The organism is Serratia sp. 4542 (assembly GCF_016805595.1).
Classification (GTDB): Bacteria; Pseudomonadota; Gammaproteobacteria; order Enterobacterales; family Enterobacteriaceae; genus Serratia; species Serratia nevei.
Genome location: NZ_RXKV01000007.1, coordinates 208,415 through 232,087 on the forward strand (window position 1 = coordinate 208,415; position 23,673 = coordinate 232,087).

General features: G+C 63.6%; 29 protein-coding genes. 17 read left to right on the forward strand and 12 right to left on the reverse strand.

The window, feature by feature from the left end:
* Positions 1-11: 11 nt before the first annotated feature.
* Positions 12-710 carry an urea ABC transporter ATP-binding subunit UrtE gene (gene urtE, locus EKL15_RS09890; RefSeq protein ID WP_149572085.1) on the forward strand — a complete coding sequence of 233 codons (699 nt, stop codon included), beginning with the start codon at positions 12-14 and terminating at the stop codon, positions 708-710.
* 118 nt (positions 711-828) lie between these two features.
* Positions 829-1,341 (forward strand): DUF2165 family protein, encoded by a 513-nt coding sequence (locus tag EKL15_RS09895; RefSeq protein ID WP_049272535.1) that lies wholly within the window; start codon positions 829-831, stop codon positions 1,339-1,341.
* 22 nt (positions 1,342-1,363) lie between these two features.
* On the opposite strand, the gene EKL15_RS09900 is transcribed toward EKL15_RS09895, so the two are convergent.
* The 5 genes from EKL15_RS09900 to EKL15_RS09920 form a co-directional block, all read right to left on the reverse strand.
* Positions 1,364-1,876 carry a GNAT family N-acetyltransferase gene (locus EKL15_RS09900; protein ID WP_147839581.1) on the reverse strand — a complete coding sequence of 171 codons (513 nt, stop codon included), beginning with the start codon at positions 1,874-1,876 and terminating at the stop codon, positions 1,364-1,366.
* A gap of 24 nt (positions 1,877-1,900) precedes the next feature.
* Positions 1,901-2,206 (reverse strand): type II toxin-antitoxin system RelE/ParE family toxin, encoded by a 306-nt coding sequence (locus tag EKL15_RS09905; RefSeq protein ID WP_047568680.1) that lies wholly within the window; start codon positions 2,204-2,206, stop codon positions 1,901-1,903.
* A gap of 1 nt (position 2,207) precedes the next feature.
* A complete protein-coding gene (locus EKL15_RS09910) occupies positions 2,208-2,468 on the reverse strand; it encodes a type II toxin-antitoxin system Phd/YefM family antitoxin (RefSeq protein ID WP_033637606.1) in 261 nt (86 codons plus the stop codon).
* Between the two features lie 68 nt (positions 2,469-2,536).
* Positions 2,537-3,772: an FAD-dependent oxidoreductase gene (locus EKL15_RS09915; RefSeq protein ID WP_203089387.1), complete on the reverse strand. Its 1,236-nt coding sequence runs from the start codon at positions 3,770-3,772 to the stop codon at positions 2,537-2,539.
* A gap of 76 nt (positions 3,773-3,848) precedes the next feature.
* Positions 3,849-4,418, reverse strand: a complete 570-nt coding sequence (locus tag EKL15_RS09920) for a DUF4865 family protein (protein WP_060440434.1) — start codon at positions 4,416-4,418, stop codon at positions 3,849-3,851.
* Positions 4,419-4,523: 105 nt separating this feature from the next.
* Between EKL15_RS09920 and EKL15_RS09925 the strand changes: the two genes are divergently transcribed.
* A complete protein-coding gene (locus EKL15_RS09925) occupies positions 4,524-5,393 on the forward strand; it encodes a LysR substrate-binding domain-containing protein (RefSeq protein ID WP_149572090.1) in 870 nt (289 codons plus the stop codon).
* Here EKL15_RS09925 and sseA read toward each other — a convergent pair.
* Positions 5,390-6,235 (reverse strand): 3-mercaptopyruvate sulfurtransferase, encoded by an 846-nt coding sequence (gene sseA / locus EKL15_RS09930; protein WP_159318939.1) that lies wholly within the window; start codon positions 6,233-6,235, stop codon positions 5,390-5,392. The genes EKL15_RS09925 and sseA overlap by 4 nt on opposite strands.
* A gap of 106 nt (positions 6,236-6,341) precedes the next feature.
* Between sseA and EKL15_RS09935 the strand changes: the two genes are divergently transcribed.
* Entirely contained in the window at positions 6,342-6,764 is a 423-nt protein-coding gene (locus EKL15_RS09935) for an NUDIX hydrolase (protein WP_089185680.1), read from the forward strand.
* On the opposite strand, the gene EKL15_RS09940 is transcribed toward EKL15_RS09935, so the two are convergent.
* Positions 6,752-8,191, reverse strand: coding sequence for a PLP-dependent aminotransferase family protein (locus EKL15_RS09940; RefSeq protein WP_203089389.1), 1,440 nt, complete (start codon positions 8,189-8,191; stop codon positions 6,752-6,754). The two genes, EKL15_RS09935 and EKL15_RS09940, sit on opposite strands and share 13 nt — an antisense overlap.
* 180 nt (positions 8,192-8,371) lie before the next feature.
* Between EKL15_RS09940 and EKL15_RS09945 the strand changes: the two genes are divergently transcribed.
* The 3 genes from EKL15_RS09945 to EKL15_RS09955 all read left to right on the forward strand — a co-directional run bounded on the left by EKL15_RS09945 (position 8,372) and on the right by EKL15_RS09955 (position 10,546).
* Positions 8,372-8,554: a DUF1127 domain-containing protein gene (locus tag EKL15_RS09945; protein ID WP_060440430.1), complete on the forward strand. Its 183-nt coding sequence runs from the start codon at positions 8,372-8,374 to the stop codon at positions 8,552-8,554.
* A 9-nt stretch (positions 8,555-8,563) separates the two neighbouring features.
* Positions 8,564-9,187, forward strand: a complete 624-nt coding sequence (locus EKL15_RS09950; protein WP_197652177.1) for a glutathione S-transferase family protein — start codon at positions 8,564-8,566, stop codon at positions 9,185-9,187.
* A gap of 228 nt (positions 9,188-9,415) precedes the next feature.
* Positions 9,416-10,546, forward strand: a complete 1,131-nt coding sequence (locus tag EKL15_RS09955) for a Gfo/Idh/MocA family protein (RefSeq protein ID WP_049200982.1) — start codon at positions 9,416-9,418, stop codon at positions 10,544-10,546.
* Between the two features lie 102 nt (positions 10,547-10,648).
* On the opposite strand, the gene EKL15_RS09960 is transcribed toward EKL15_RS09955, so the two are convergent.
* Genes EKL15_RS09960 through EKL15_RS09970 form a run of 3 tightly spaced genes read right to left on the reverse strand, consistent with a single transcriptional unit; the run spans position 10,649 to position 13,780 of the window.
* Positions 10,649-12,520 carry an amidohydrolase gene (locus EKL15_RS09960; protein WP_033637616.1) on the reverse strand — a complete coding sequence of 624 codons (1,872 nt, stop codon included), beginning with the start codon at positions 12,518-12,520 and terminating at the stop codon, positions 10,649-10,651.
* A gap of 21 nt (positions 12,521-12,541) precedes the next feature.
* Complete coding sequence (locus EKL15_RS09965; RefSeq protein ID WP_038880135.1) at positions 12,542-13,087, reverse strand: antibiotic biosynthesis monooxygenase; 546 nt, start codon at positions 13,085-13,087, stop codon at positions 12,542-12,544.
* 48 nt (positions 13,088-13,135) lie between these two features.
* Complete coding sequence (locus EKL15_RS09970) at positions 13,136-13,780, reverse strand: hydrolase (RefSeq protein WP_004939390.1); 645 nt, start codon at positions 13,778-13,780, stop codon at positions 13,136-13,138.
* 140 nt (positions 13,781-13,920) lie between these two features.
* Here EKL15_RS09970 and EKL15_RS09975 point away from each other — a divergent pair, with 140 nt between their 5' ends.
* From EKL15_RS09975 to EKL15_RS10015, 9 genes are all read left to right on the forward strand, one after another.
* A complete protein-coding gene (locus EKL15_RS09975; RefSeq protein ID WP_203089391.1) occupies positions 13,921-14,832 on the forward strand; it encodes a LysR substrate-binding domain-containing protein in 912 nt (303 codons plus the stop codon).
* Positions 14,833-14,876: 44 nt separating this feature from the next.
* Positions 14,877-15,245: a cell envelope integrity TolA C-terminal domain-containing protein gene (locus tag EKL15_RS09980; protein WP_100396113.1), complete on the forward strand. Its 369-nt coding sequence runs from the start codon at positions 14,877-14,879 to the stop codon at positions 15,243-15,245.
* Positions 15,246-15,385: 140 nt separating this feature from the next.
* Entirely contained in the window at positions 15,386-15,862 is a 477-nt protein-coding gene (locus EKL15_RS09985) for an OsmC family protein (RefSeq protein ID WP_203089393.1), read from the forward strand.
* A gap of 89 nt (positions 15,863-15,951) precedes the next feature.
* Positions 15,952-16,983 carry a fatty acid desaturase gene (locus EKL15_RS09990; protein WP_203089395.1) on the forward strand — a complete coding sequence of 344 codons (1,032 nt, stop codon included), beginning with the start codon at positions 15,952-15,954 and terminating at the stop codon, positions 16,981-16,983.
* 40 nt (positions 16,984-17,023) lie between these two features.
* Positions 17,024-17,953, forward strand: a complete 930-nt coding sequence (locus tag EKL15_RS09995) for an ABC transporter substrate-binding protein (protein WP_197794222.1) — start codon at positions 17,024-17,026, stop codon at positions 17,951-17,953.
* A 61-nt stretch (positions 17,954-18,014) separates the two neighbouring features.
* Positions 18,015-19,175 (forward strand): ABC transporter permease, encoded by a 1,161-nt coding sequence (locus EKL15_RS10000; protein WP_046686654.1) that lies wholly within the window; start codon positions 18,015-18,017, stop codon positions 19,173-19,175.
* On the forward strand, positions 19,172-20,107 hold the full coding sequence (locus EKL15_RS10005; protein ID WP_033637623.1) for an ABC transporter ATP-binding protein: 936 nt from the start codon (positions 19,172-19,174) through the stop codon (positions 20,105-20,107). The genes EKL15_RS10000 and EKL15_RS10005 overlap by 4 nt, the downstream gene beginning before the upstream one ends.
* Complete coding sequence (locus EKL15_RS10010) at positions 20,104-20,877, forward strand: ABC transporter permease (protein ID WP_060421173.1); 774 nt, start codon at positions 20,104-20,106, stop codon at positions 20,875-20,877. The genes EKL15_RS10005 and EKL15_RS10010 overlap by 4 nt, the downstream gene beginning before the upstream one ends.
* A gap of 28 nt (positions 20,878-20,905) precedes the next feature.
* Positions 20,906-21,667, forward strand: a complete 762-nt coding sequence (locus EKL15_RS10015; RefSeq protein ID WP_100396110.1) for a phosphate/phosphite/phosphonate ABC transporter substrate-binding protein — start codon at positions 20,906-20,908, stop codon at positions 21,665-21,667.
* A gap of 6 nt (positions 21,668-21,673) precedes the next feature.
* On the opposite strand, the gene EKL15_RS10020 is transcribed toward EKL15_RS10015, so the two are convergent.
* Entirely contained in the window at positions 21,674-22,393 is a 720-nt protein-coding gene (locus EKL15_RS10020) for an SDR family oxidoreductase (RefSeq protein WP_141970102.1), read from the reverse strand.
* Between the two features lie 132 nt (positions 22,394-22,525).
* On the opposite strand from EKL15_RS10020, the gene EKL15_RS10025 reads away from it, so the two are divergent.
* A complete protein-coding gene (locus tag EKL15_RS10025) occupies positions 22,526-23,437 on the forward strand; it encodes a LysR family transcriptional regulator (protein ID WP_070914024.1) in 912 nt (303 codons plus the stop codon).
* Here EKL15_RS10025 and EKL15_RS10030 read toward each other — a convergent pair.
* On the reverse strand, positions 23,425-23,601 hold the full coding sequence (locus EKL15_RS10030; protein WP_016928550.1) for a hypothetical protein: 177 nt from the start codon (positions 23,599-23,601) through the stop codon (positions 23,425-23,427). The genes EKL15_RS10025 and EKL15_RS10030 overlap by 13 nt on opposite strands.
* Between the last annotated feature and the right edge of the window lie 72 nt (positions 23,602-23,673).

A 23,673-nucleotide genomic window follows, 5' to 3' on the forward strand; every position in this document is an offset into this window, starting at 1 on the left:
GAGGCGTAACGATGCTGCAGGTAGAGGAATTGAATCAGTATTACGGCGGCAGCCACATTCTGCGCGGCCTGTCGTTCGAGGCGCGCATCGGCGAGGTGACCTGCCTGCTGGGGCGCAACGGCGTGGGCAAGACCACGCTGCTGAAATGCCTGATGGGGCTGGTCCCGGCGCGCAGCGGCAGCGTCCGCTGGCAGGGCGAAACCATCACCGGTAAAAAACCGCATCAGCGGGTGCAGACGGGCATCGCCTATGTGCCGCAGGGGCGGGAGATTTTCCCGCGCCTGACGGTGGAGGAAAATCTGCTGATGGGGCTGGCGCGTTTTTCCGGCGCCGCCGCACGCACGGTGCCGGATCCGATCTATGACTTGTTTCCGGTGCTGCGGCAAATGAAGGATCGGCGCGGCGGCGATCTCTCCGGTGGGCAGCAGCAGCAGCTGGCGATCGGCCGGGCGCTGGCCTGCCGGCCGCAGCTGCTGATCCTCGACGAGCCGACGGAAGGGATCCAGCCTTCGGTGATCAAGGAGATCGGCGCGGTGATCAAGCAGCTGGCGGCGAAGGGCGATATGGCGATCCTGCTGGTGGAACAGTTTTATGACTTTGCCGCCGATCTGGCGGACAGCTATCTGGTGATGTCGCGCGGTAGCATCGTGCAGCGCGGCGCCGGCAGCAATATGGAACAGGACGGTGTACGCGGGCTGGTGGCGATTTGAACGAGGCAAAGGGAGCCGCATGTCTGAAAGTCGTGCAGCTGTTTCTCCTTGCGGATGTTATGGACTAATCTAAAAGGCGTTTTTTATTAATCCCTTGCCATGGATAGCTAACATCATCATGAACGAAATCACTGTGTCACGCCTCGGTTGCATCGTCCTGTCCCTGTTTCCGGCCCTGTGGGGGCTGTTCAGCCTGTTGAACAATACGGCGGATTTCGCCGGCACCGCGCGCAATGCGGTGGGCCCGCTGCTCGCCATGCAGGATACCTATCAGACGCCGGGGTTGATGTGGCGCGCGATCAGCGCCGACTGGGCCTGCATGTTGGGGTTGGCTGTCATCACCACGCTGGAAACGCTGGCCGGCCTATTCGCGGCCGCAGGCGTGGTGCTGATGATCGGGCGATTGAAAGGCCCTTACGCCGCCTTCGCCAAGGGTAAAGCCTGGGCGATGCTGGGGGCGATTTGCGCAATTGCGGTGTGGGGCGTCGGCTTTATGGTGGTCGCCGGCGACTGGTTTATGGCCTGGCAGGCCAAGAAGGATCCGCTGGCGGTGCAGCTGGGGGCGCTGATCTACCTGGCGCCCAATGCGTTTGCCTTGCTGTTCCTGATGCTGCAGCGGGAGCCGCGCTAAACGACGACGGAGCGGGGCGCGGTTACAGCGCCTTGCTCATCGTCCAAAGTTCGATGGCACCCTGTTCGCTGGTGTATTGAGCCTCGCCGCATACGGCCAGGCCCTGCCGCTGATAAAAGCGCTGGGCGTCGGCGTTCTGTTTCAGCACTTCCAGCCACAGCAGGGGCTGCCGGCGTTCGACGGCCTGCCGCTGCACCTGTTCGAAAAATTGTCGGCCGAAACCGCGCCCGGCGTAATCCGGCAGGAAGTAGATCTTTTGCAGTTCGGCGCCGCGCCGTTGGGTGGCGGCCAACAGGCTGTCGAAGTTCACGCGCGCATAGCCGACCAGGGCGTCATCCTCATAGGCCAACAGCCAGCACACGTCGGGATTGCGCAGTGTCCGCTCCAGCGCGGAAATGGAAAAATCCTCGGCCAGAAAGGCCTCCAGCTCGTGCGGGTAGCGCCACAGCTCACCGAAGTGCGCGCGATAGGTGCGGATGCCGATATCGCGCACCTGCGTTAAATCTTCCAGCAATGCCTGACGGACGGTGAACATCTGTGCCCCTTTGAGTAAGAAAAATTACAGCCGTTGTTCCAGATGCCGGTGGGGCACCATCGCCTGGTGCAGAATGGCAAGAACGGTGATGCCGGCAGGGCGGCTGCGGTAGTAGATCCTATGGCTGGCGTAAGGAAAACTGCGTATCTCTTCGCCCAGATCGTGAAAGTGTGCCTTACCCGCTTCCGGCATATCCGCCAGATGATGCATGACCTCTCTCAACTGCTCAAGATAGCGGTGAGATTGCGCTTTGCCCCAGTGCTCGACGGTGAAATGACGAATAGCCAACAGATCTTGTTGGGCTTGCGGGGTGAGGCGAAACGCGGGCATATCAGTCGGTTTCGTCGGTGAGCAGACGGTTGAAGAAGGCATCGCCGTCTACCGCCTTACCGGCGTCTTCCTCGGCGGTAGCCTGCGCGATTTTTTGCTGCAGCGCGCGTAATTTGAGATCTTCCAGCGCCTGGTAGTCTTCTACCGACATGACGACGGCGACCGGTTTGCCGTTGCGATTGATTTGCACCGGCTCACGCTGCGCCTTGAGCAGCAAATCGCCGAATTGGGTTTTGGCCTCGTTCGCGCTGAGTGCGTACATTTAATCGCTCCAGTTAATTAAATCGTTCGATTTAACCATTATACGGTGCGATGGAAAAACAACCAATATTATTCCGGCGGGCAGGTTTCGTTGGACAGATGTCGCGGCGTTTCACGGCGAAAACCCAGGCCGATGATGCGGCCGAACAGGCGCGGCAGCCAGCGGCTGTTGCCGACGCGGGCGATCAGGCGCGAACCGCCCGCCGCGCGGCGTTCGCCCGGCTTGCGCTGGCTCATTTTGATCTGCAAAAACTGGATGGCCCGGGTGGGGAATTCGCGCCGGCGCTGCACGCTCAGCAGATGCTTCAGCTGCAGCCGATGCTGGCGCAGCGGCGGGATCAGGGCGTTGGAGGCGGCCACCGCGTCCTGAATCGCCAGGTTGACGCCCACGCCGCCGATCGGCGACATGGCGTGCGCGGCGTCGCCGATGCACAGCACCCCCGGTTTGGCCCAGCGATCCAGACGATCGATGCGGATGCTCAGCAGCTTCACCTGATCCCACTCGACGATCTCCTGCAGGCGATCGTCCTGGAATGGCGCCACCTCGGCGAGGTGCAGCAAAAATTTCTCCAGGCCGCTGCGGCGGATCGCGTCGAAGCTGCCTTTATCGATCGAGTAGCCGCACTGCCAGTAGTCGCCGCGATCGATCATGATGAAGTTCTGCTTCGGCCCGGTATGACCCATCGACCAGGCCGGATCGCCCGGCTGCTTGCTGAGCTTCATCCACAATACGTCGCGCGGGGCACCGAAGGAGCGGCTGCTGAGCGCCGCCTGCTCGCGCACCACCGAGTTGCGGCCGTCGGTGCCGATCACCAGCTGGCTGCGCACGCGGATCGGGCCTTCCGGCGTGTCGGCCAGCACGCCGCATACCTGGCCGCGGTCGTAGAGCAGCTGATGAACCTGCGTCGAGGTGAGCAGCCTGAAATGGGGGAATACGGCGGCCTGCTGTGCCAAAAAGTTGAGGAACTCCCACTGCGGCATAAAGGCGATAAATTTGCAGCGCGTCGGCAGGCGGGTGAAATCCGCCAGCTTAATGTCGCGCCCGGCGACTTCGGCGTGCAGGGATTCGGCACGCTGGTGTGGCAGCGTCAGCAGTTCGTCGAGCAGGCCCAGCTGGTGCATGACTTCCAGCGTCGACGGGTGAATGGTGTCACCGCGAAAATCGCGCAGGAAGTCGGCGTGCTTCTCCAGCACCGTCACGTCGATCCCCGCCCGCGCCAGCAGATAGCCGAGCATCAGCCCGGCGGGGCCGCCCCCCACGATGCAGCAGGTGGTGGCGTAAGGTGTGATCGGTGATGACGGCATGGCGATTGACCCCGGAGAGCGGCCCGCATCCCGCGAACCGCAAATGAATGTTTAGTGTTGATAATGATTATCAATATCAAGTTTGGCTGTCAACCCGCGGCGCAGTGTGGTCAAAGGGGGCGGACAGATGGCCGACGCGGAACAGCTGGCCGTTTTGCACAGGGGACTGCGGCGGTTCACGCCATAAATCCAGCCGCACTAATCGCCAGTCGGCGGGATCGAACGCCACGATGGAGGCCAGCGCGCCGGGGGCCGCCTGCTGTTGCTGATGCAGCGCAGGCAGATCGCTGTAGGGGGCGATAATCTGCTCCTGACAGGTCGCCCACGCGGCCCCGGCCAGATGAGGACGATCGAAATGCGCCAGCCACGGCAGCCAATGATTGACGCGTGGCCAGCCGAATGCCTGGCTGAGCCCCCTGAAACCTTCGCCGGTCAGGAAGTCGCTCATGCCGGCGCTGCTGTTCCACAGATAGAAGGGGGCGTAGAGGTTCTCGGCGCTGCCTTCGCTGCGCTGCGCGTACAGATAGGCTTTGACGATCAGCTGCGGGCAGGCGTCGAGCCGGTGGCCGAAATCGGCGATGCGGCGGCGTACGATCGCCATGTCGTAATCGGCGGGCAGGGTGAAACGGTATTGCATCGCGAGCATAAGGATTCTCCGGAAAGACATTGACCGGGAGAGCGTGACACGCCATCTTTATCAGTAAAATCGGTATTATTTTGATTGATGGTTCAGAAAATCAGGATGGTCAGCATGGGGCGAATAACGTTCGATCTCGAGGATTTGCGCAGCTTTGTTACCGGCGTCGAACTGGGCAGCTTTGCCAAGGCCGCTGAACGGTTAGGGCGCTCGACTTCAGCGGTCAGCGCCCACTTGAAAAAGCTGGAACAGCAGGTCGGCGCGCCGATCCTGCGCAAGGCCGGGCGCGGCATGGTGATGACCGAGGCGGGGGAAACCCTGCTCGGCTACGCGCGCCGTCTGCTGGAGCTCAATGACGAAGCCGCCGCCGCGGTGCGCGGGTTGGATCTGCAGGGCACGGTGCGGCTGGGGCTGCAGGAGGATTTCGGCGAGACGTTTCTGCCGCAGGTATTGGGCAGCTTCGCGCGCGCCAATCCGAAGGTACGCATCGAGGCGCGCATCGCCCGCAATGCCGAGCTGATCGACTGGGTGCTGAAAGGCCAGTTAGATCTGTCGCTGGCGTGGGATGGCGGTTTGAGCACGCCGTTTCATCAGGCGCTGGGGCAGCGGCAGCTGCACTGGATCGCCTCGCCCGGCTTCGCGCTGGCGCCCTGGCGGGAAGGGAATGAGCCGCTGCCGCTGGTGATGTTCGACGCGCCTTGCCTGATGCGCAGCGCGGCGACGCAGGCGCTGGATCGCGCCGGCATTCCCTGGCGCATCGCCTTTACCAGCCGCAGCCTGAACGGCGTTTGGGCGGCGGTGAGCGCCGGGTTGGGCGTTACGGTGCGGGCCGCGGCGGGTTTGCCGCCTGGCCTGGCGCCGCTGGCGCCCGAACTGCTGCCCGCTCTCGGTCAGCTCGGCGTGGTGCTGCACCGCGCCGAGGATCAGCCTTCCGCCGCCGTGCAGCGGCTGGCGCAGATCGTGGTCGAGCGGATCGGCACTTAATCTTTAGCGATGGGCTGCTTGCCGCTCAGCTGGCCCCATTCGCTCCAGGCGCCGTCATACAGCTTGACCTGCGGCGCGTCGAGCGACAGCAGGCCGAACGCCAGCACCGCTGCCGTCACGCCGGAGCCGCAGCTGGTGATGATCGGCCCGTTGATGTCCACGCCCTTGTCGCTGAAGGTTTGGCGCAGCGCCTCCAGCGATTTGAAGCGGCCGTTCTCCAGCAGCTCGCCGTACGGAATGTTGATGCTGCCGGGAATATGGCCGCGGTGCAGGCCGGGGCGCGGCTCCGGCGCTTCGGCATAAAAGCGCGGCGCGGCGCGCGCGTCGAGAATTTGCACCGGCGTGCCTAACGCCTGTTCCACTTGCCGCATATCCACCACCGCGTCGGCGTTGAACCGGGCGTTGAACGTCTGCGGCTCAGGCTGCGCCGGGCCGGTCTCCAGCGCTTGGCCCAGCGCGGTCCAGCCGTTCAGCCCTTCGTCCAGCACGTAAACATGCCGGGCGCCGAAATTGCGGAAGGTCCACCAGCCGCGCGGCGCGGAGAACTGGTTGCCCTCATCGTAAATCACCAGGGTATCGCGCTCGCTGATGCCCAGCTTGCCCACCGCCGCGCCAAACTCCGCCGCCGTCGGCAGCATGTGCGGCAGCGCGGTGTTTTTGTCCGCCACCTCGTCGATATCGAAATAGACCGCGCCAGGGATATGGCCGCGTTCGAACTCGGCAAGCATGTCTTTCTTCGGCGTCAGCCCGACCGGCGACATCCGGACGTCGATCACCACCAGATTTTCATCGTTGATATGCTGCGCAAGCCATTGGGGAGTCACCAGAAACGGAGAGTTCATCGTCATTGTTCGCCTGTTGTGAAAACGGATTTTCACTATACACCAGGCCGCGCGGGGATGAAGTATGATGTTCAGTCAAAGAGGATGGGCGGGGAGCGGAGAAAACATGACGGATCAGGCGTTTGGCGGGGCCAAGATCGCGCTGCTGTGCGACGATCGCTTGCTGGTTTACCAGCGGGACGACAAACCGGGCATTCCGTGGCCCAGCCTGTGGGATCTGCCCGGCGGCGGGCGGGAAAACGGCGAAACGCCGCTGCAGTGCGTGCAGCGGGAGACGCAGGAAGAATTCGGCGTGGCGATCGCCGAACGTCAGGTTGTCTGGCGGCGGCGCTACGACGGCATCCTGCCCGGCTCCCCGCCGACCTGGTTTATGGCCGGCGAGATCGCCCCGGCGCAGATCGCCGCCATTCGCTTCGGCGATGAAGGCCAGCGCTGGCAGATGATGCCGGTGGCGCAGTTTATTCACCATCCGCAGGGCATCGAACATCTGCGCCGCCGGGTGGCGGAGTTTTTGCTTCAGTCCGTCTGAGGTTGCAGCACGCCGCTCGGCATCAGCCGCTGGATGGTGGCGCCGACCCGCAGCACCGCCTGTTCGATCTCCGCCGTCAGCTTAGGCGCATAGTTGATGCGCAGGCAGTTGCGGTATTTGCCGGCGGCGGAAAAGATGCTGCCGACGGCGATCTGCACGCCCTGCGGTTCGAGATGGCGGTTCAGCCGCAGGGTGTCGAACGCCTCGTCCAGTTCGATCCACAGCATAAAGCCGCCGCGCGGCCGGCTGACGCGGGTGCCGGCCGGGAAGTGCTTCAGGATAAGGTCGGTCATGCGGTCGCGGTTCTGCTGGTAGCGGGCACGCATGCGCCGCAGGTGCTGCAGATAGTGCCCGCCGCGGATAAATTCGGCGATCGCCAGCTGCGGCTGGGTGGCAGTGGCGCCGGAGCCGATGAACTTCATGTGCAGCACCCGCTCCAGGTAGCGGCCGGGCGCGATCCAGCCCACCCGCAGCCCCGGCGCCAGCGTTTTGGAAAACGAGCTGCACAGCAGCACGCGGCCGTCTTCGTCGAACGACTTGATGGTGCGCGGCCGCGGGTAGTGATAGGCGATGTCGCCGTAGACGTCGTCCTCGATGATCGCCGCGTCGTGGCGCTGCGCCAGCGTTAGCAGCCGCTGTTTGTGGGCGTCGGGCATGATGTAGCCCAGCGGGTTATTGCAGTTGGGCGTCAGCAGGATGGCCTTGACCGGCCACTGTTCCAGCGCCATCTCCAGCGCCGCCAGGCTGACGCCGGTGAGCGGATCGGTGGGGATTTCCAGCGCCTTGATACCCAGGCCCTTCAGCGTCTGCATGGTGCCGTGGAAGCAGGGCGAGTCGACCGCCACGATGTCGCCGGGTTGGCAAACGGCGCGCAGCCCGGCGGAGATCGCTTCCTGGCAGCCGGTGGTGATCAGCAACTGATCGGGGCCGATTTGGCAGCCGGAATCCAGCAGCAGGCGGGCAACCTGCTCGCGCAGCGCGGCCACGCCCTGAATGCTGTCGTAGTACAGGCTGCGCAGGTCGCCGTGGCGGGCGGCGTTGCGCAGGGCGACAATCAGCGGTTTCATCGTCGGTTCGGCGATATCCGGCATGCCGCGCCCCAGCTGGATCAGGCCCTCGCGCGGCCGGCTGCGCACCAGCTCCAGCACCTGCTCCCATTGCGAAATGTCTACCGGCCGCTGCACCGGCGCCGTCATGGCGGGCAGCTCGGCCTGCGCGCGCTGCGTATGCACGAAGTAGCCCGACTTCGGCCGCGCTTCCACCAGGCGCTGTTCCTCGAGCAGCCGGTAGGCTTGCTGTACCGTACTGATGCTGACGCCGTGCTCCTGGCTCAGCGTGCGCACCGAAGGCAGGCGGTGGCCGGCCGGATACAGCCCTTGCTGAATACGTTGGCTGAGAATGGCGGCCAGGGTGGCGTAGCGTGTCATACAGAGGCCTCTTATCGGGATAAAGAATTAAAAAACCGGTACAGATGCTTTCAAAGTAAACCATTCAGCGGTTTTTTTGGCACAGCTGTATGAAAAAAATAGCGCCAGCGTGAATCTGTATTGTTTTTCTCCCGGCGAGCATGATGACTGCAACGTGAAAACATCAGGGAGAATAACAACATGGCTCTGTTTTCTGGTACGCCGCTGCGGCGCTCGGTCGGTTGGTCACGCTGGCATCTGTATCTGCTGCGGCACAGAACGAGAAAGGAGCTGTTACTGTTGAACGACAGGCAGCTGGCGGACATCGGCCTGACGCAGGTGGAAGCCCGGCGTGAAGGCTATAAACCGTTCTGGAAAGAATAAGGAAAACCGATGCTGAGAGTCTTGGGCAAGGCTTCATCGATCAACGTGCGCAAGGTGCTGTGGACCTGCCAGGAGCTGGGGCTGCCGCTGGCGCGGGAGGACTGGGGCAGCGGCTTTCGCTCCACGCAGGAGCCGGCGTTTCTGGCGCTGAACCCGAACGGCCTGGTGCCAGTGCTGATCGACGGCGAGCGGGTGCTGTGGGAGTCGAACACCATTTGCCGCTATCTGGCGGGGCGGGAAGGGCGCCGCGATCTGCTGCCGCAGGAACCCGGTGCGCGCGCGGCGGTGGAGATGTGGATGGACTGGCAGGCCACCGATCTGAACGGCGCCTGGCGCTATGTGTTCATGTCGCGGGTGCGAGGGCATGCAGATTATCAGGATGCCGCCAGCCTGGCCGCCGCCGAGCGTGAGTGGAACCGGCTGATGGGGCTGCTGGACAGGCATTTGGCGCAGCACGGCCCTTATGCCGCCGGCGCCGCCTTCACGCTGGCGGACGTGGTGCTGGGGCTGTCGCTGAATCGCTGGCTGATGACGCCGTTCGAGCGGCCGGATTATGCGGCGCTGGCGGCCTATCAGCAGCGCCTGCTGCAACGCCCCGGCTACGTGCAGCACGGCGCCAACGGTTTACCGTGATATGAAATAAACGGTTCATTTTATCTCACCCGGATACGGCAAGCCGTGTCTGGGCTTTCTGCGTTGCATCATCCCGTCAACGTTTCATGAACGGCATCACGAATATGAACTTTATTTTCCCGCGCGCTTGTTATTGAAATTTATATTCCATATAAACCCGTTATCAGACGGCGCGTTTCATTGAACGGCGCCTGGTTCTACGCAGGATTTCGATCACGGGAGAAAATGATGAAACAGGTACGCGTTGGGTTAATCGGCACCGGTTATATCGGGCGTTGTCACGCTATCGCCTATGCGCAGGCCCCCACGGTCTTTCCTCTGAAAGGGGAGCTGGTGCTGGAGATGCTGGCGGAAGTGACGCCCGAGCTGGCGGCGCAGCGCGCCGGCGAGTTCGGTTTTGCGCGTTCGACCGGCGATTGGCGGCAGCTGGTGGCCGATCCGGCGATCGACGTGGTGGACATCTGCGCGCCCAACTTCTTGCACAAAGAGATGGCGCTGGAGGCGATCCGCCACGGCAAGCACGTGTATTCGGAAAAGCCGCTGGCGCTGGACGCCGCCGACGCGGCGGAGATGGTGCAGGCCGCCCGCGCCAAAGGCGTGAAAACGCTGGTCGGTTTCAACTACATGAAGAACCCGACCAGCCAGCTGGCGCGCGAGATCATCGCCAACGGCGAAATCGGTGAGGTGGTGCATTTTTACGGCACCCACAATGAGGATTATCTGGCCGACCCGCGCACGCCGATTGACTGGCACTGCCGCCGCGCCAGCGCTGGGCTGGGTGCGTTGGGGGATCTGGCGGCGCATATCGTCAATATGGCGCACTACCTGGTGGGCGATATCGTGGCGGTCTCCGGCGATATGCAGACCGTGATCAAACAGCGCCCGGATCCGCAAGACCCGGCGCGCCTGCTGCCGGTGGAAAACGAAGATCAGGCCAGCGCGCTGCTGCGCTTCGCCGGCGGGGCGATGGGCACTCTCGAAACCTCGCGCATCGCCTGCGGGCGCAAGATGGGGCTGACCTATGTGGTCACCGGCACTAAAGGCACGCTGAGCTATACCCAGGAACGGATGGCGGAGCTGAAGCTGTATCGGCACGATGAGCCGGCGGAGCGGCAGGGGTTCAAAACGCTGTTGGTAGGGCCGAAGCACCCGGACTACGCGGCGTTCTGCATCAGCGCCGGGCACGGCATCGGCTTTAACGATCAGAAGACGGTGGAGATCCGCGATCTGGTCAACGGCATCGCCGCGGGCGATCGCATGTGGCCGGACTTTGAAGAAGGCTGGAAGGTGTCTTGCGTGCTGGATGCGATAGCCGCCTCCGCCGAGCAGCGGCGCTGGCTGGAGATCAACCGCGATTGAAAATGAAATGGCGCTCTCCCGTGGACAGCGCCATTAATTTGTTATTTTGCTAACTTAATATCTTATTAAGCTAGTTGCATAGTAAGTTGCTGACCTGGCAGCTTAGAACGAGAAGCACGAACAGCCGAACGCGCCCCAGAAGGCATTCTCGTCCGACACCGGGATGCTGGAGCGGCGCGCGATGTCATGCTGATGCGCGTGTACGCCGCACGGGCCGCAGCATTGGTGCGCCTGGCTCAGCACGCCGACTTTGGCCGCCGCCGACGGCGGCGCGGAGCGGTAGTGGCCCGGCACCTGGGTAACCGGCGACCACTCCGGCAGCACCGGCAGCGGCGGCGGTGCCAGCGGCGAGAAGCTGCCGGCGGCGTAGACCACCTTGCCGTCCACCACCGTCATCACCGACTCGATGCCTTTGATCTGCTCTTCCGGCACGCTGAAATAGTCCTGCGACAGCACCGCCACATCCGCCAGCTGGCCGACCTTGATCTGGCCTTTCTTGCCCTGTTCGGTGGAGAACCAGGCGCTGCCTTGTGTCCACAGCATCAGCGCCGTTTCGCGATCCAGCCGGGCGCTGTCGTCGTACATCGCCATGCCGCCGACGGTGCGGCCGGAAACCAGCCAGTACAGCGCCGTCCACGGGTTGTAGCTGGCGACGCGGGTGGCGTCGGTGCCCAGTCCGACCGGCAGCTCGGCCGCCAGCATTTTCGCCACCGGCGGCGTATGTTTGGTGGCTTCGATGCCGTAGCGGTCAGCGAAATACTCGCCCTGGAACGCCATGCGGTGCTGCACCGCAATGCCGCCGCCCAATGCCTTGACCCGCTCGATATTGCGCTCGGTAATGGTTTCGGCGTGGTCGAACAGCCAGTGCAGCCCGTTGAACGGAATGTCGCGGTTCACCTTCTCGAACACGTCCAGCATGCGGCTGATGGACTCGTCATAGGTGGCGTGCAGGCGGAACGGCCAGCGGTGCTCGACCAGATGACGCACCACCCGCTCCAGCTCGTCTTCGGTGCCCGGCGGCAGATCCGGGCGCGGCTGCAGGAAGTCTTCGAAGTCGGCGGCGGAGAACACCAGCATCTCGCCGGCGCCGTTGTGGCGATAGAAGTCGGTACCCTGACCCGGCTTGAGCATGTCGGTCCACAGCTCGAAGTCTTCCAGCTCCTGCTTCGGCCGCTGGGTGAACAGGTTATAGGCGATGCGGATGGTCAGCTGCTTTTTCTCGTGCAGCTCGGCGATCACCTGATAATCCTCCGGGTAGTTCTGGAAGCCGCCGCCGGCGTCGATGGCGCTGGTGAGGCCCAGACGGTTCAGCTCGCGCATAAACTGGCGGGTGGAATTAACCTGCTGTTCCAGTGGCAGCTTCGGCCCTTTCGCCAGCGTGGCGTACAGGATCATGGCGTTGGGCTTGGCGATCAGCATGCCGGTCGGGTTGCCGTTGGCGTCGCGCTGGATCTCGCCGCCCGGCGGGTTCGGCGTGTCTTTGGTGTAGCCGACCACCTTCAGCGCCGCGCGGTTGAGCAGCGCGCGATCGTAGAGGTGCAGTATGAACACCGGCGTGTCCGGCGCCGCCTGGTTGATCTCGTCCAGCGTCGGCATGCGGCGCTCGGCGAACTGGAATTCGGTCCAGCCGCCGACCACCCGTACCCACTGCGGGTTCGGCGTGCGCAGCGCCTGTTCTTTCAACATGCGCAGGGCGTCGGCCAGCGAAGGCACGCCTTCCCAGCGCAGCTCCAGGTTATAGTTCAGGCCGCCGCGGATCAGGTGCAGGTGCGAGTCGTTCAGGCCTGGAATAGCGGTATGGCCATGCAGGTCGATCACCTGGGTTTCCGGCCCGGCGTGCTGCATGACTTCGCTTTCGCTACCGACCGCCAGAAACTTGCCGTCGCGGATGGCGACCGCCTGTGCGGTGGGATTTTGGCGATCGACGGTGTGAAACTTGCCGTTGGTGATGATCAATGAAGCGTGGTGGTTCATAACATTCTCCCGGCGAACCGCCTAGCGGCGGGTCAGCCATTGATGAAAAACGCGAGTCACGATAGGCATCCACAGGTACACCACCAGGGCGACCACGGTGGCGTCATTGAGAAAATGGCCGAGCAGCGTGCCGTCCAGCTGCGGCAGCACCAACCCCCAAAACCAGGGCACCAGATTGGTGGAAGGGAAAATCACCAGCAGGGTGATGATGAACTGCTTCCACTGGGGCGGCTGGCGCACGCCGGGATTGGGCGGGGTAAACCAGAACTCCGCGCCGGGGCGGATCTCGATATGGTCGCTCTCCAGCAGCAGCGGGGTGACTTCTTCGATGTATTGCTTGCGCAGCGGCGAGTGGATCCAGCGGTACAGGTTGTCGAGGTTGTCGAAGCGGACCAACACCGTATAGGCCTGTTCGTCGCCGGAAGGGCGGATGACGTTGACGCCCAAATGGCCGGTGAAGCCCGCGGCGTCGGGCATGATGCGGTTCAGCCAGGCCTCATAGGCCTGCTCGTTCCCCGGCGCCAAACGGTGGGTGATCACCAGCGTGACATGCTGCGGATGGGCCATAAAACCGACTCCTGAAAATACCCCGGCGCAGGGCCGGGGCAAGGGGGATTATTTCACCGTGCGCGCCGGTGCGTGGTGCACCATGGTGTAAGCGTAGTCGACGCCCATGCCGTAAGCGCCGCTGTGTTCGCGCACCAGCGCCATCACCGCGTCATAGGTGTCTTTGCGCGCCCAGTCGCGCTGGTACTCCAGCAGCACCTGCTGCCAGGTCACCGGCACGGCGCCGGCCTGCACCATGCGGTCGATCGAACGCTCGTGCGCATCGACGGAGGTGCCGCCGGAGGTGTCGGTCACCACATACACTTCATAGCCGGCTTCCAGCGCCATCAGCGCCGGGAAGGTCAGGCACACTTCGGTCCACAGCGCGGAGATCACCAGCTTTTTGCGGCCGGTGGCTTCCACGGCTTTAACGAAGGCCGCGTCTTCCCAGGAGTTCATCGAGGTGCGTTCAATCGGGGTAATTTCAGGGTGTACCGCCAGCAGTTCCGGCCAGATATAGCCGCTGAAGCTCTCGGTTTCGACCGAGGTGAAAAGGGTGGGGACGTTGAAAATCTTGCCTGCCTTCGCCAAACCAACAACGTTGTTTTTCAGTTGCTGACGATCAATATTAGCCACGCCGAAGGCCATTTGTGGTTGATGATCGATAAAAATCAGTGCGGAATTGTCTTTATCAAGCAGTTGAAACTTGGACATAATTTACCTTCCCAGTGATATTTCGGTTGAACATCTGATGAGTGTAACGCCGATAAAACGCATGGTAGGCAGAGGGCGATTTCAAAGATACCGCAGAATTTTTGCCGACTTGTTGAGTTTTTTTATACACGGGAGAAAGCATGAGATTAAACCTGGAAGCGCTGCTGATTTTGGACGCGCTGGACCGGCACGGATCTTTCGCCGCCGCGGCCGCCGCACTGTTTAAAACCCCTTCGGCACTCAGCTATATGGTGCAAAAGCTGGAGAACGATCTCGACATCACCCTGCTGGACCGCTCCGGCCACCGGGCGAAGTTCACCGATACCGGCAAGCTGATGCTGGAAAAAGGCCGGGTACTGCTGCGGGCGGCGCAGGATCTGGAGCAGCAGGCGCGCTATGTGGAGAACGGCTGGGAAAGCGAGATCACGCTCGGGATCGACGCCTCATTCCCGTTCGCCCGCCTGTTGCCACTGATCGACGAGTTCTACCGGCAACATCATCATACCCGGCTGCGTTTCAGCCACGAGGTGCTGGCCGGCTCCTGGGAATCGCTGGTTTATGGTTGCGCCGACATTATCATCGGCGCCATCTGCGAGCCGCCGTCGCGGGTGGGCTATGCGTTCAGCCGGCTGGGGCAGCTGGATTACGTGTTCGCCGTCGCGCCGCAGCATCCGCTGGCGGCGCTGCCGGAACCGTTGCCGAAGGACGAAATCCGTCAGCACCGGGCGGTGGTGGTGCGCGATACCTCGCGGGTCAACGCGCCGCAGAACCTGAACCTGCTCGAAGAGCAGGATACGCTGACGGTCTTCGGCTTCGACGCCAAGCTGCAGGCGCAGTTGGCCGGGTTGGGCTGCGGCTATCTGCCGCGTTCTCTGGCAGAACCTTACCTGAACAGCGGCGAACTGGTGGCGAAACGCGTTGAATCTGAGCGCTGCAGCGACGTTGCCTATTTCGGCTGGCGGGAAAGCGCCAGCGGCCTGGCGGCCAAGTGGTGGCGCGAGCGGTTGCAGCGTTATGCGGATGACGGCGAGGCTTACCCGGTGGCGCAGTGAGGGCCGCGCGATAAGGATAAATCCCCCCAATAAGGACATCGGGAATGAAAAAGACACTAAGTCTGTTGGCGCTGTTGCTGTTAAGCGGCTGCGGCGCCGGGCGTCAGGCCGGCATCCCGTTGCCGGAGCCGCAGGCCGAGGCGCAGGCCACGGTGCCGCTCAGCTATCCGGTGCGGGTGCATAACGCGGTGAGCCGCGAGCTGCGTTTGCCTGAACGCGCGCGCGGCCAACGCTGCACCATCAGCATTCGGCTGCGGCCGGACGGCAAGCTGGCGAGCAGCAAGATCGTAAGAGGCGACGCGCCTCTGTGCTCAGCGGCGAGTGCGGCGGTGCAGCACGCGCAGTTTCCGCCGATGGCCACCGCCACCGAGTACGCGCTGTTCAACGCCGTGGTGCTCGATTTCGTTCCCTGAAGGGATGTGACCGACGGGCCGCCTGCGCGGCCCGTTTTTTCTCGTTTCGCCGTTTGCGTATTCACGCTTTTCCACCAATAGTGTTTTCCGGGCACGTCTCAAGACGAGGTTGCATTGGCTGGCCAACGGGAGAAAAAGGCATGAAAGGCGAACATCATTATCAGGTGGCGGTCACCTGGCAGGGGAATTTGGGCGCAGGCACCGAGGATTACCGCGCCTACGGGCGCGATCACCTGATCGGCGCCGCGGGCAAGGCAGACATCGCCGGCTCCGCCGATCCGGCCTTCCGCGGCGACGCGACGCGCTGGAACCCGGAAGATTTGCTGGTGGCTTCGCTCAGCGCCTGTCACAAATTATGGTATCTGCATCTGTGCGCCACCTCGGGCATTTCCGTACTGGCCTATCAGGACAACGCCGTCGGGGTGATGCGTGAAGACGCGGCGCGCGGCGGCTTTTTCACCTCGGTGACGCTGCGGCCGCAGGTCACGGTGCGCGACGGCGACGATCTGCAGCTGGCGCAACAGCTGCATGAGAAGGCGCATCACCTGTGCTTTATCGCCAACTCGGTGAATTTCCCGGTGACCTGCGAACCGCAGGCCGCGTACGCAACCCGCTGAATTTTCACTTAGCTTTGCCATTTTCGTTATTTTGAACGCCGCTACGGCTCGCGGATACTGAGAGAAAATCTCTCACCGCGAGCCGCAGCATGTCCCATGCCCACTATTTGCACCCCGAACAGCGCGAACGAATCAGGCAGCTTTATCGGCGCCGCTATTGGCGAATGGAATTGCCCACCTGGGGGATCATGGCGGCGGTGTACGGCGGCTGGTTCGGCGTGGCGCTGGGGTGGCAAACGCTGGGCCCGTGGCTTAGTGCGCCGCTGTTGATTCTCCTGACCACCTGGTACCTGTCGTTGCAACACGAGCTGATCCACGGCCATCCGACGCGCTGGCCGCGCGTCAATCAGCTGTTCGGCCTGTTGCCGCTGGCGGTGTGGTATCCCTATGGGCTGTATCGCGATTCGCATCTGCGCCACCACCGCAACGACCACCTGACCGATCCGCACGAAGATCCCGAAAGCTATTACTTCAGCGCCGCGCAGTGGCGGCGCTATCCCCGCCTGTTGCCGCTGCTGACCGCCGTGCGCAATACGCTGATCGGCCGGGTGCTCCTCGGCCCGGCGTTGGATATCGCCGCGACCCTGGCCGGGGCGGTGAAAGCGCTTGCCGCCGGGGAGTGGCGTACCTGGGTGATGTGGGGAGTGCACCTGTCGCTGTTGGCGATGTTGCTGAACTGGCTGCAGGCGCAGGGTATCGGTGCGGCGTTTTACCTGCTGGCCATCAGCTACCCGGCGCTGGCGCTGACCAAGGTAAGATCGTTTTTTGAGCATCGCGCCGTGGACGCACCGCAGGCACGTTCTATTATTAATGAGGCGGGCTGGCCGTGGCGGTTGCTGTTTCTCAATCTGAACTACCATTTAGTGCATCACGATCTGCCCGGCCTGCCTTGGTATGGTTTGCGCGAAGTCTATCTGGCGGAGCATGAGGCATATCAGCGGCGCAGCCAGGGATTTGTCGCGCAGGGCTACGGCGAGTGGCTGCGCGATTACGCCCTGACGCCGATCGACGTTGGCGTGCATCCGTTGCGCGCCGATGAACCGCAGGGAGAAGGCGATGCCCTGCCGACGGAAAAATTTATTGCGCGCTGGAAGCGCGTTTCTCAGGATTTTCCAACCTAACCGGCCCATGAGCCGGAAAACGTATAACCAGAGGAAAAGTATGGCAATCACGTTATCACGCGGACGTTCCTTTGCCGTCGCGCTGGCCCTGCTGGCCACCGGCGGTCTGGCGCAGGCGGCCGACTCGGTGCGCGTCGGCTCCAAGATCGATACCGAAGGTTCGCTGCTCGGCAACCTCATCGTGCAGGTGCTGGAAGCCAACGGCATCAAGACCACCAACAAGCTGCAGCTCGGCACCACCAAGGTGCTGCGCGGCGCCATCACCTCCGGCGAGATCGACATCTACCCGGAATACACCGGCAACGGCGCGTTTTTCTTCGCCGATGAGAAAGATCCGGCGTGGAAGAACGCCCAGGCCGGCTTCGAGAAGGTGAAGCAGCTCGACTACGACAAAAACAAAATCGTCTGGCTGGATGCGGCGCCGGCCAACAACACCTGGACCATCGCCATTCGTCAGGACGTGGCGCAGGCCAACCATCTGAAGACGTTGTCGGATCTCGGCAAGTGGATCAACGGCGGCGGCAAGTTCAAGCTGGCGGCCTCGGCGGAGTTTATCGAGCGGCCGGATGCGCTGCCGGCGTTCCAGAACGCCTACGGTTTCAAACTGAATCAGGATCAGCTGCTGTCCCTGGCCGGCGGTGACACGGCGGTGACCATCAAGGCGGCGGCGGAGCAGACCTCCGGCGTCAACGCGGCGATGGCCTACGGCACCGATGGCCCGGTGGCGGCGCTGGGGCTGCAGACGCTGGCGGACCCGAAAGGCGTACAGCCGATCTACGCGCCGGCGCCGATCGTGCGCGAAGCGGCGCTGAAGGCGCACGCCAATCTGCCTGAGCTGCTCAAGCCGGTGTTCGCCTCGCTGGACGGGCCGACGCTGCAAAAACTCAACGCGCAGATCGCCGTGGAAGGCCAGGACGCCAAACAGGTGGCGGCCGCTTACCTGAAAGAGAAAGGGTTTGTTAAGGGATAATGCCGAGGTGCCCCCTCTGCCGTCGGGAGAGGGGGTAAACCGAGGGAGCCGGAGCGTTTCTTTGACTATCGCCGTAAAACATCGCGTCTTGTTGACGCTGTTCATGCTGTTGCTGCTGGCCGCGTTTGGCCTGCCGTTCCTCAGTTATGCCCCCAATCGCCTGTTGTCGGGCAAAAGCCTCTCCTTGTTCTCCCTGCTGCACGGCCCGGCGCTGTGGCTGCTGTTGCCGCTGGCGGCGTTGGCGATCCTCAGCCTTTTGCCGCCGACGCGGGGGCGGGCGCTGCTGGCGGCGCTGGCCGCCTGCGGGGTGCTGACGCTGGCCTTCTGGATCAGCGGGCAGGCTGCTGAACGTTTGGCGCAAGAGGGATCGCGCCTGGCGCGCACCTCCTGGGGCAGCGGATGCTGGCTGACGATGGCGCTGAGCTTGCTGATCGCCGCCGACGCCATGGCGCGCCTCACCGCGTCGCACCTGTGGCGCATGCTGGGCAACGCGCTGGTGCTGGTGCCGCCGGCGCTGCTGCTGTTCGGGCATCAGCTCGATCAGCTGTCGCTGCTGAAGGAGTACCACAATCGCCAGGAGGTGTTTGACGCCGCGCTGTTGCAGCACCTGACGATTCTGCTGGCGACGATGGCGCCGGCGCTGGCGATCGGCGTGCCGCTCGGGGTGCTGTGCTTTCGCTCCGAACGCTGGCAGCGGCCGATTTTCTCCGCGCTGAACATTATCCAGACCGTGCCGTCCATCGCGCTGTTCGGCCTGCTGATCGCGCCATTGGCGGGGTTGGCGACGGCGGTGCCCTGGCTGGCGGAGCACGGCGTCAGCGGCATCGGCATGGCGCCGGCGATCGTGGCGCTGGTGCTGTACGCGCTGTTGCCGCTGGTGCGCAGCGTGGTGGCGGGGCTGCAAAGCGTGCCGGCCGGGGTGATCGAATCCGCCACCGGCATGGGGCTGACGCGCGGGCAGATCTTCCTGCGCGTGCAGCTGCCGTTGGCGCTGCCGCTGTTCCTGACCGGCGTGCGCATCCTGGCGGTGCAAACCGTCGGCATGGCGGTGGTGGCGGCGCTGATCGGCGCCGGCGGCTTTGGCGCCATCGTGTTCCAGGGGCTGCTCAGCAGCGCGCTGGATCTGGTTTTGCTGGGGGTGATCCCGGTGGTCATGATGGCGGTCATCGTCGATTCGCTGTTTAAATTTTGGGTTTCAATCCTGGACGTATCGCGCCGATGATTCACTTTGAGCAAGTCAGCAAAATTTTTCAGGGCAAGCCGGCGGTCGACGATCTCACGCTGCACATCGCCGAGGGCGAATTCACCGTGTTGATCGGCACCTCGGGTTCCGGCAAGTCCACGACGTTAAAAATGATCAATCGCCTGATCGAACACGATCGGGGCAAGATTCTCTTTGCCGGCGAAGAGATCCAGTCGTTCAAACCGCAGGATCTGCGGCGGCGCATGGGCTATGCGATCCAGTCGATCGGCCTGTTCCCGCACTGGACGGTGGAGGAGAACATCGCCACCGTGCCGCAGCTGCTGAAATGGCCGCGCGCGCGCATTCGCGATCGGGTGACCGAACTGCTGGAGCTGTTGCATCTGGAGCCGGATCTGTTTCGTCGCCGCTACCCGCATCAGCTGTCCGGCGGGCAGCAGCAGCGGGTGGGGGTAGCGCGCGCGCTGGCCGCCGATCCCGAGGTGTTGCTGATGGACGAACCGTTCGGCGCGCTGGATCCGGTCACCCGTGCGGCGCTGCAGGCGGAGATCGCGCGCATCCATCAGCTTTCCGGCCGCACCATCGTGCTGGTGACGCACGATATCGATGAAGCGCTGGGCTTGGCGGATCGCCTGGTGCTGCTCGATCAGGGGCGGGTGGTGCAACAGGGCACGCCGCTGGCGCTGCTGACCGCGCCGGCCAACGACTTCGTGCGGGATTTCTTCGGGCGCAGCGATCGCGGCATCAAGCTGCTGTCGCTGGGAACGGTGGCGGAGCGGGTGCGGCCCGGCGCCGCCGAGGGCGAACCGATCGCCGCCGCCATGAGCCTGCGCGAGGCGCTGTCGGTGTTTGTGGCGCGCGGCAGCGACTGCCTGCCGGTGGTGGATGAACGGGGCGAAGCGTTGGGGGTGTTGCACTTTAACGATCTGATCGCCGGGCAGGCGCTGTCATGAGCGGGCGCGTCTGGCGCCTGTTGCGCGATCCGCTGCCCTGGACGCTGGCGCTGCTGTTGGCGCTGGTGTTCGGCATGGATCATCTGCGCGGCCTGTTCTCCGCCTGGTTCCCCGATCTGGAGCGGCCCATTTATCAGCAGGACAGCTTTATCGCGCTGGTGGGGGCACACCTGTCGCTGGTGGCGATCTCCAGCCTGATCGCGGTGGCTCTCGGCGTGGCGGCCGGCGTGGCCGTCACCCGGCGCAGCGGTCGGGAGTTTCGTTCGCTGGTGGAAACGGTGGTGGCGGTGGGGCAGACCTTCCCGCCGGTGGCGGTGCTGGCGGTAGCGGTGCCGGTGATGGGCTTCAGCGAACAGCCGGCGATCATTGCGCTGGTGCTGTACGGCCTGCTGCCGATCCTGCAGGGCACGCTGGCGGGCATCGAATCGGTGCCGCCCGCCACGCGCGAGATTGCCCGCGGCGTGGGGATGAGCGCCTGGCAAATTCTGTGGCGGGTCGAATTGCCGCTGGCGGCGCCGGTGATCGTCGCCGGGATCCGCACGTCGGTGATCATCAACATCGGCACGGCGGCCATCGCTTCCACCGTCGGCACCAAAACCCTCGGCTCGCCGATCATCATCGGTCTGAGCGGGTTTAACACCGCCTATGTGATCCAGGGCGCGGCGGTGGTGGCGTTGTTGGCTATTATCACCGATATGCTGTTCGAACGTTGGGTGCGTTATCTCACCGCCTGGCGTCAGCAGACGCTGGCGTCCACTCCGGCGGGGTAAGGGGGAAATGATGCAGGTGTCTCTACCGATGTACGGCGTTGGCCGGGAGCAGGCCGAATCTTTCTGGCAGGTATTGCGCGACAAGCTGCTGCGGCTGGGGCTGCCGGCGGCGCCGGAGCGGCTCAGCTGGCCGGACGATCTGGCGCAGCACTGGCGGCGCGACGATCTGCTGCTCAGCCAAACCTGCGGTTATCCGTTGGTCAGCACCCTGTCGCAGGTGCAGCTGATCGGCACCTACCATTACCGGGTTGAAGGGTGCGACGGGCCGAATTACCGCAGTTGGCTGGTGGTGCGTGCGGGCGATCCCGGCGAACGGCTGGCGGATTTTCGCGGCCGGACGGTGGCTTATAACAGCACCGATTCCCAGTCCGGCTACAACGGCCTGCGCGCGCTGATCGCGCCGTTGGCGCAGGACGGGAAATTCTTCGGTGCGGCGATGGCCTCCGGCGCGCATTATCAGTCGCTGAAGCTGATCCGCAGCGGGCAGGCGGATATCGCCGCCATCGATTCGATCAGCATGGAACTGCTGCGTCGCGCGCAGCCGCAGGCACTGGAGGGGCTGAAAATCATCGGCCGCACGGCGGCGGTGCCCGGCCTGCCGCTGATCACCGCGGCGGGTACGCCGCCGGAACAGGTGGAAATCCTGCGCGCCGGCGCCCGGGCGATGCTGGATGAGGCGGTCAGCGACCGCCTGCTGATCGGCGATTTCAGCCTGGTGCCGCGTTCGGCCTACCAGATTATCACCGTGCTGGAACAGCAGGCCACCGCGCAGGGCGTGACGGCGCTCTAGCCGCCGTTACAACAGGCCGCCGCCGTCGATGTCGATCACGCTGCCGGTCACGAAGCCGTTCTCCATCGCCAGCAGGTAACCCGCCGCGACGTCGGCCGCCTGGCCGACCCTGCCGACAGGCAGGCTGCCGCCAACCCGTTCGAACAGCGCCTGACGCTGCGCGGCGCTCATGCCGTCGTAGGCTTCGGTGGCGGTGATGCCGGGGCTGACCACGTTCACCCGCCGCGGCGCCAGCTCCTTCGCCAGCTGCTTGCCGGCCGCTTCCAGCGCGGCGTTGATGGCGGTTTTGACCAGCTGACCGCCGAGGTATTTACGCGACAGCTGGCCGGAAGTCAGGGTGATGGAGCCCTGTGGCGCCAGCGTCGGCAGCGCCGCCTGCACCGCGCGCAAACTGCCCCAAAATTTGACGTTGAAGTCGGCCTGCGCCCGTTCCAGGGTGGTCTCCGCCAGCGGCTTGGCCTCCACCAGCGGCCCGGCGGTGATCACCAAATGGTCGAAAGCGCCGACGGCGGCAAACAGCGCGTGCAGCGACGCTTCATCGGTCAGATCGGCCTGCATCAGGCGCAGCGCGTCGTTCTTCTCCCTGGCGTGGGGCAGGCGGCGCGAAGCCAGCACCACTTCAGCGCCGCGCGCCGCCGCCGCGTAGGCCACCGCGGCGCCAATGCCGCTGGTGCCGCCCAGGATCACCAGTTTCTGTCGTTTCAGAGGGGAATCGGGAATCGTCATGTTAAGGCCTCTTTTAGGGTAAGTTTCAACGGGATCTATCTTTCCTGATTGAAAATGAGGAAAAAACCCCGCCTAATAGCAAAAACTTGTAAATTAATATTAATAATCGATGGCGCTAAAGGAGGGGAGCTGATGACCTCATTTGTCGATCTCGAGGTGTTTGTCCGCACGGTGGACGGCGGCAGTTTTTCCGCCGCGGCGCGCGCGCTGGATATAACGCCGGCGGCGGCCAGCATCGCGGTGAAAAGGCTGGAACAGCAGCTGGGCGCGCGGCTGCTGGTGCGTTCCACCCGCAGCCTGCGGTTGACGGAGGAGGGCGCCCGCTATCTCGACAGCGCGCGCCTGGCGCTGGGCGCGTTGGCTGAAGGGGAGCAGGCGATCCGCGAAAAGCATCAGGGGCTGTCTGGGGTGCTGCAGATTTCAGCGCCGTCGGATTTCGGCCGTAATCTGCTGTTAGGCTGGCTGGACGAGTTCCGGCAAGAGCATCCGCATATTCAGCTGCAGCTCCTGATCAACGATCGGCAGGCCGATCTGTTCCGCGAACCGGTGGACGTGGCGTTGCGTTTCGGGCCGCTGGCCGACTCTTCGCTGGTGGCGCTGCCTATTTTGCCGCAGCACCGGCGGTTGATCTGCGCCAGCCCGGATTATCTGCGGCGGCATGGCGTGCCGCAAACGCCGGCCGATCTGGCCCGGCACAGCATTCTGGTGTATCAGCCCAGCGGCAAACGGCAGGTGGAATGGCGGCTATGGCGCGGTGAGGAACTGGTCGAGGTGCCGCTGAACGGCAGCTATTTTACCGATGACGGTGAGATCGCGCGGCGCTGGGCGCTGGCCGGCCACGGGGTGGTGCGCAAGTCGGCGATCGACGTGGTGGCGGATATTCGCGCCGGGCGGCTGGTGCAACTGCTGCCGGAATGGCGCAGCGACGCGGTGCCGATCAATCTGGTCTGCCCGCATCGCTCGCAGGTGTCGGAACGCGTCAGGCAGCTGCAGCGCTTTTTACAGCAGCGCTGCCAGCGTTGGATGGACGATCACTTGGCCTGAAGGGTTTCGGTTTGCGCCGGCGTGGCGGCGGCATCCCCGGCAGGCGCGCTTTCTTCGTGCGGGGTAGTAGAACGGGTGTAGATGTTCAGCCCGGCGAGAAATACGCCGCCCAAAGAACCGAAGGCGCACAGGGCGATGACGATGACGAACGCTTTTTTCAGCATAGGAATAATTTCGCAGGTTGCTTGGAACAGCGGGAATTATAGCCCCTTCACCGGGTGAAACAAGAATCGTTT

Coding starts and splice junctions, on each gene's coding strand:
- urtE (WP_149572085.1), top strand. CDS start 12: ATGCTGCAGGTAGAGGAATTGAATCAGTATTACGGCGGCAGCCACATT.
- EKL15_RS09895 (WP_049272535.1), top strand. CDS start 829: ATGAACGAAATCACTGTGTCACGCCTCGGTTGCATCGTCCTGTCCCTG.
- EKL15_RS09900 (WP_147839581.1), bottom strand. CDS start 1,876: ATGTTCACCGTCCGTCAGGCATTGCTGGAAGATTTAACGCAGGTGCGC.
- EKL15_RS09905 (WP_047568680.1), bottom strand. CDS start 2,206: ATGCCCGCGTTTCGCCTCACCCCGCAAGCCCAACAAGATCTGTTGGCT.
- EKL15_RS09910 (WP_033637606.1), bottom strand. CDS start 2,468: ATGTACGCACTCAGCGCGAACGAGGCCAAAACCCAATTCGGCGATTTG.
- EKL15_RS09915 (WP_203089387.1), bottom strand. CDS start 3,772: ATGCCGTCATCACCGATCACACCTTACGCCACCACCTGCTGCATCGTG.
- EKL15_RS09920 (WP_060440434.1), bottom strand. CDS start 4,418: ATGCTCGCGATGCAATACCGTTTCACCCTGCCCGCCGATTACGACATG.
- EKL15_RS09925 (WP_149572090.1), top strand. CDS start 4,524: ATGGGGCGAATAACGTTCGATCTCGAGGATTTGCGCAGCTTTGTTACC.
- sseA (WP_159318939.1), bottom strand. CDS start 6,235: ATGAACTCTCCGTTTCTGGTGACTCCCCAATGGCTTGCGCAGCATATC.
- EKL15_RS09935 (WP_089185680.1), top strand. CDS start 6,342: ATGACGGATCAGGCGTTTGGCGGGGCCAAGATCGCGCTGCTGTGCGAC.
- EKL15_RS09940 (WP_203089389.1), bottom strand. CDS start 8,191: ATGACACGCTACGCCACCCTGGCCGCCATTCTCAGCCAACGTATTCAG.
- EKL15_RS09945 (WP_060440430.1), top strand. CDS start 8,372: ATGGCTCTGTTTTCTGGTACGCCGCTGCGGCGCTCGGTCGGTTGGTCA.
- EKL15_RS09950 (WP_197652177.1), top strand. CDS start 8,564: ATGCTGAGAGTCTTGGGCAAGGCTTCATCGATCAACGTGCGCAAGGTG.
- EKL15_RS09955 (WP_049200982.1), top strand. CDS start 9,416: ATGAAACAGGTACGCGTTGGGTTAATCGGCACCGGTTATATCGGGCGT.
- EKL15_RS09960 (WP_033637616.1), bottom strand. CDS start 12,520: ATGAACCACCACGCTTCATTGATCATCACCAACGGCAAGTTTCACACC.
- EKL15_RS09965 (WP_038880135.1), bottom strand. CDS start 13,087: ATGGCCCATCCGCAGCATGTCACGCTGGTGATCACCCACCGTTTGGCG.
- EKL15_RS09970 (WP_004939390.1), bottom strand. CDS start 13,780: ATGTCCAAGTTTCAACTGCTTGATAAAGACAATTCCGCACTGATTTTT.
- EKL15_RS09975 (WP_203089391.1), top strand. CDS start 13,921: ATGAGATTAAACCTGGAAGCGCTGCTGATTTTGGACGCGCTGGACCGG.
- EKL15_RS09980 (WP_100396113.1), top strand. CDS start 14,877: ATGAAAAAGACACTAAGTCTGTTGGCGCTGTTGCTGTTAAGCGGCTGC.
- EKL15_RS09985 (WP_203089393.1), top strand. CDS start 15,386: ATGAAAGGCGAACATCATTATCAGGTGGCGGTCACCTGGCAGGGGAAT.
- EKL15_RS09990 (WP_203089395.1), top strand. CDS start 15,952: ATGTCCCATGCCCACTATTTGCACCCCGAACAGCGCGAACGAATCAGG.
- EKL15_RS09995 (WP_197794222.1), top strand. CDS start 17,024: ATGGCAATCACGTTATCACGCGGACGTTCCTTTGCCGTCGCGCTGGCC.
- EKL15_RS10005 (WP_033637623.1), top strand. CDS start 19,172: ATGATTCACTTTGAGCAAGTCAGCAAAATTTTTCAGGGCAAGCCGGCG.
- EKL15_RS10010 (WP_060421173.1), top strand. CDS start 20,104: ATGAGCGGGCGCGTCTGGCGCCTGTTGCGCGATCCGCTGCCCTGGACG.
- EKL15_RS10015 (WP_100396110.1), top strand. CDS start 20,906: ATGTACGGCGTTGGCCGGGAGCAGGCCGAATCTTTCTGGCAGGTATTG.
- EKL15_RS10020 (WP_141970102.1), bottom strand. CDS start 22,393: ATGACGATTCCCGATTCCCCTCTGAAACGACAGAAACTGGTGATCCTG.
- EKL15_RS10025 (WP_070914024.1), top strand. CDS start 22,526: ATGACCTCATTTGTCGATCTCGAGGTGTTTGTCCGCACGGTGGACGGC.
- EKL15_RS10030 (WP_016928550.1), bottom strand. CDS start 23,601: ATGCTGAAAAAAGCGTTCGTCATCGTCATCGCCCTGTGCGCCTTCGGT.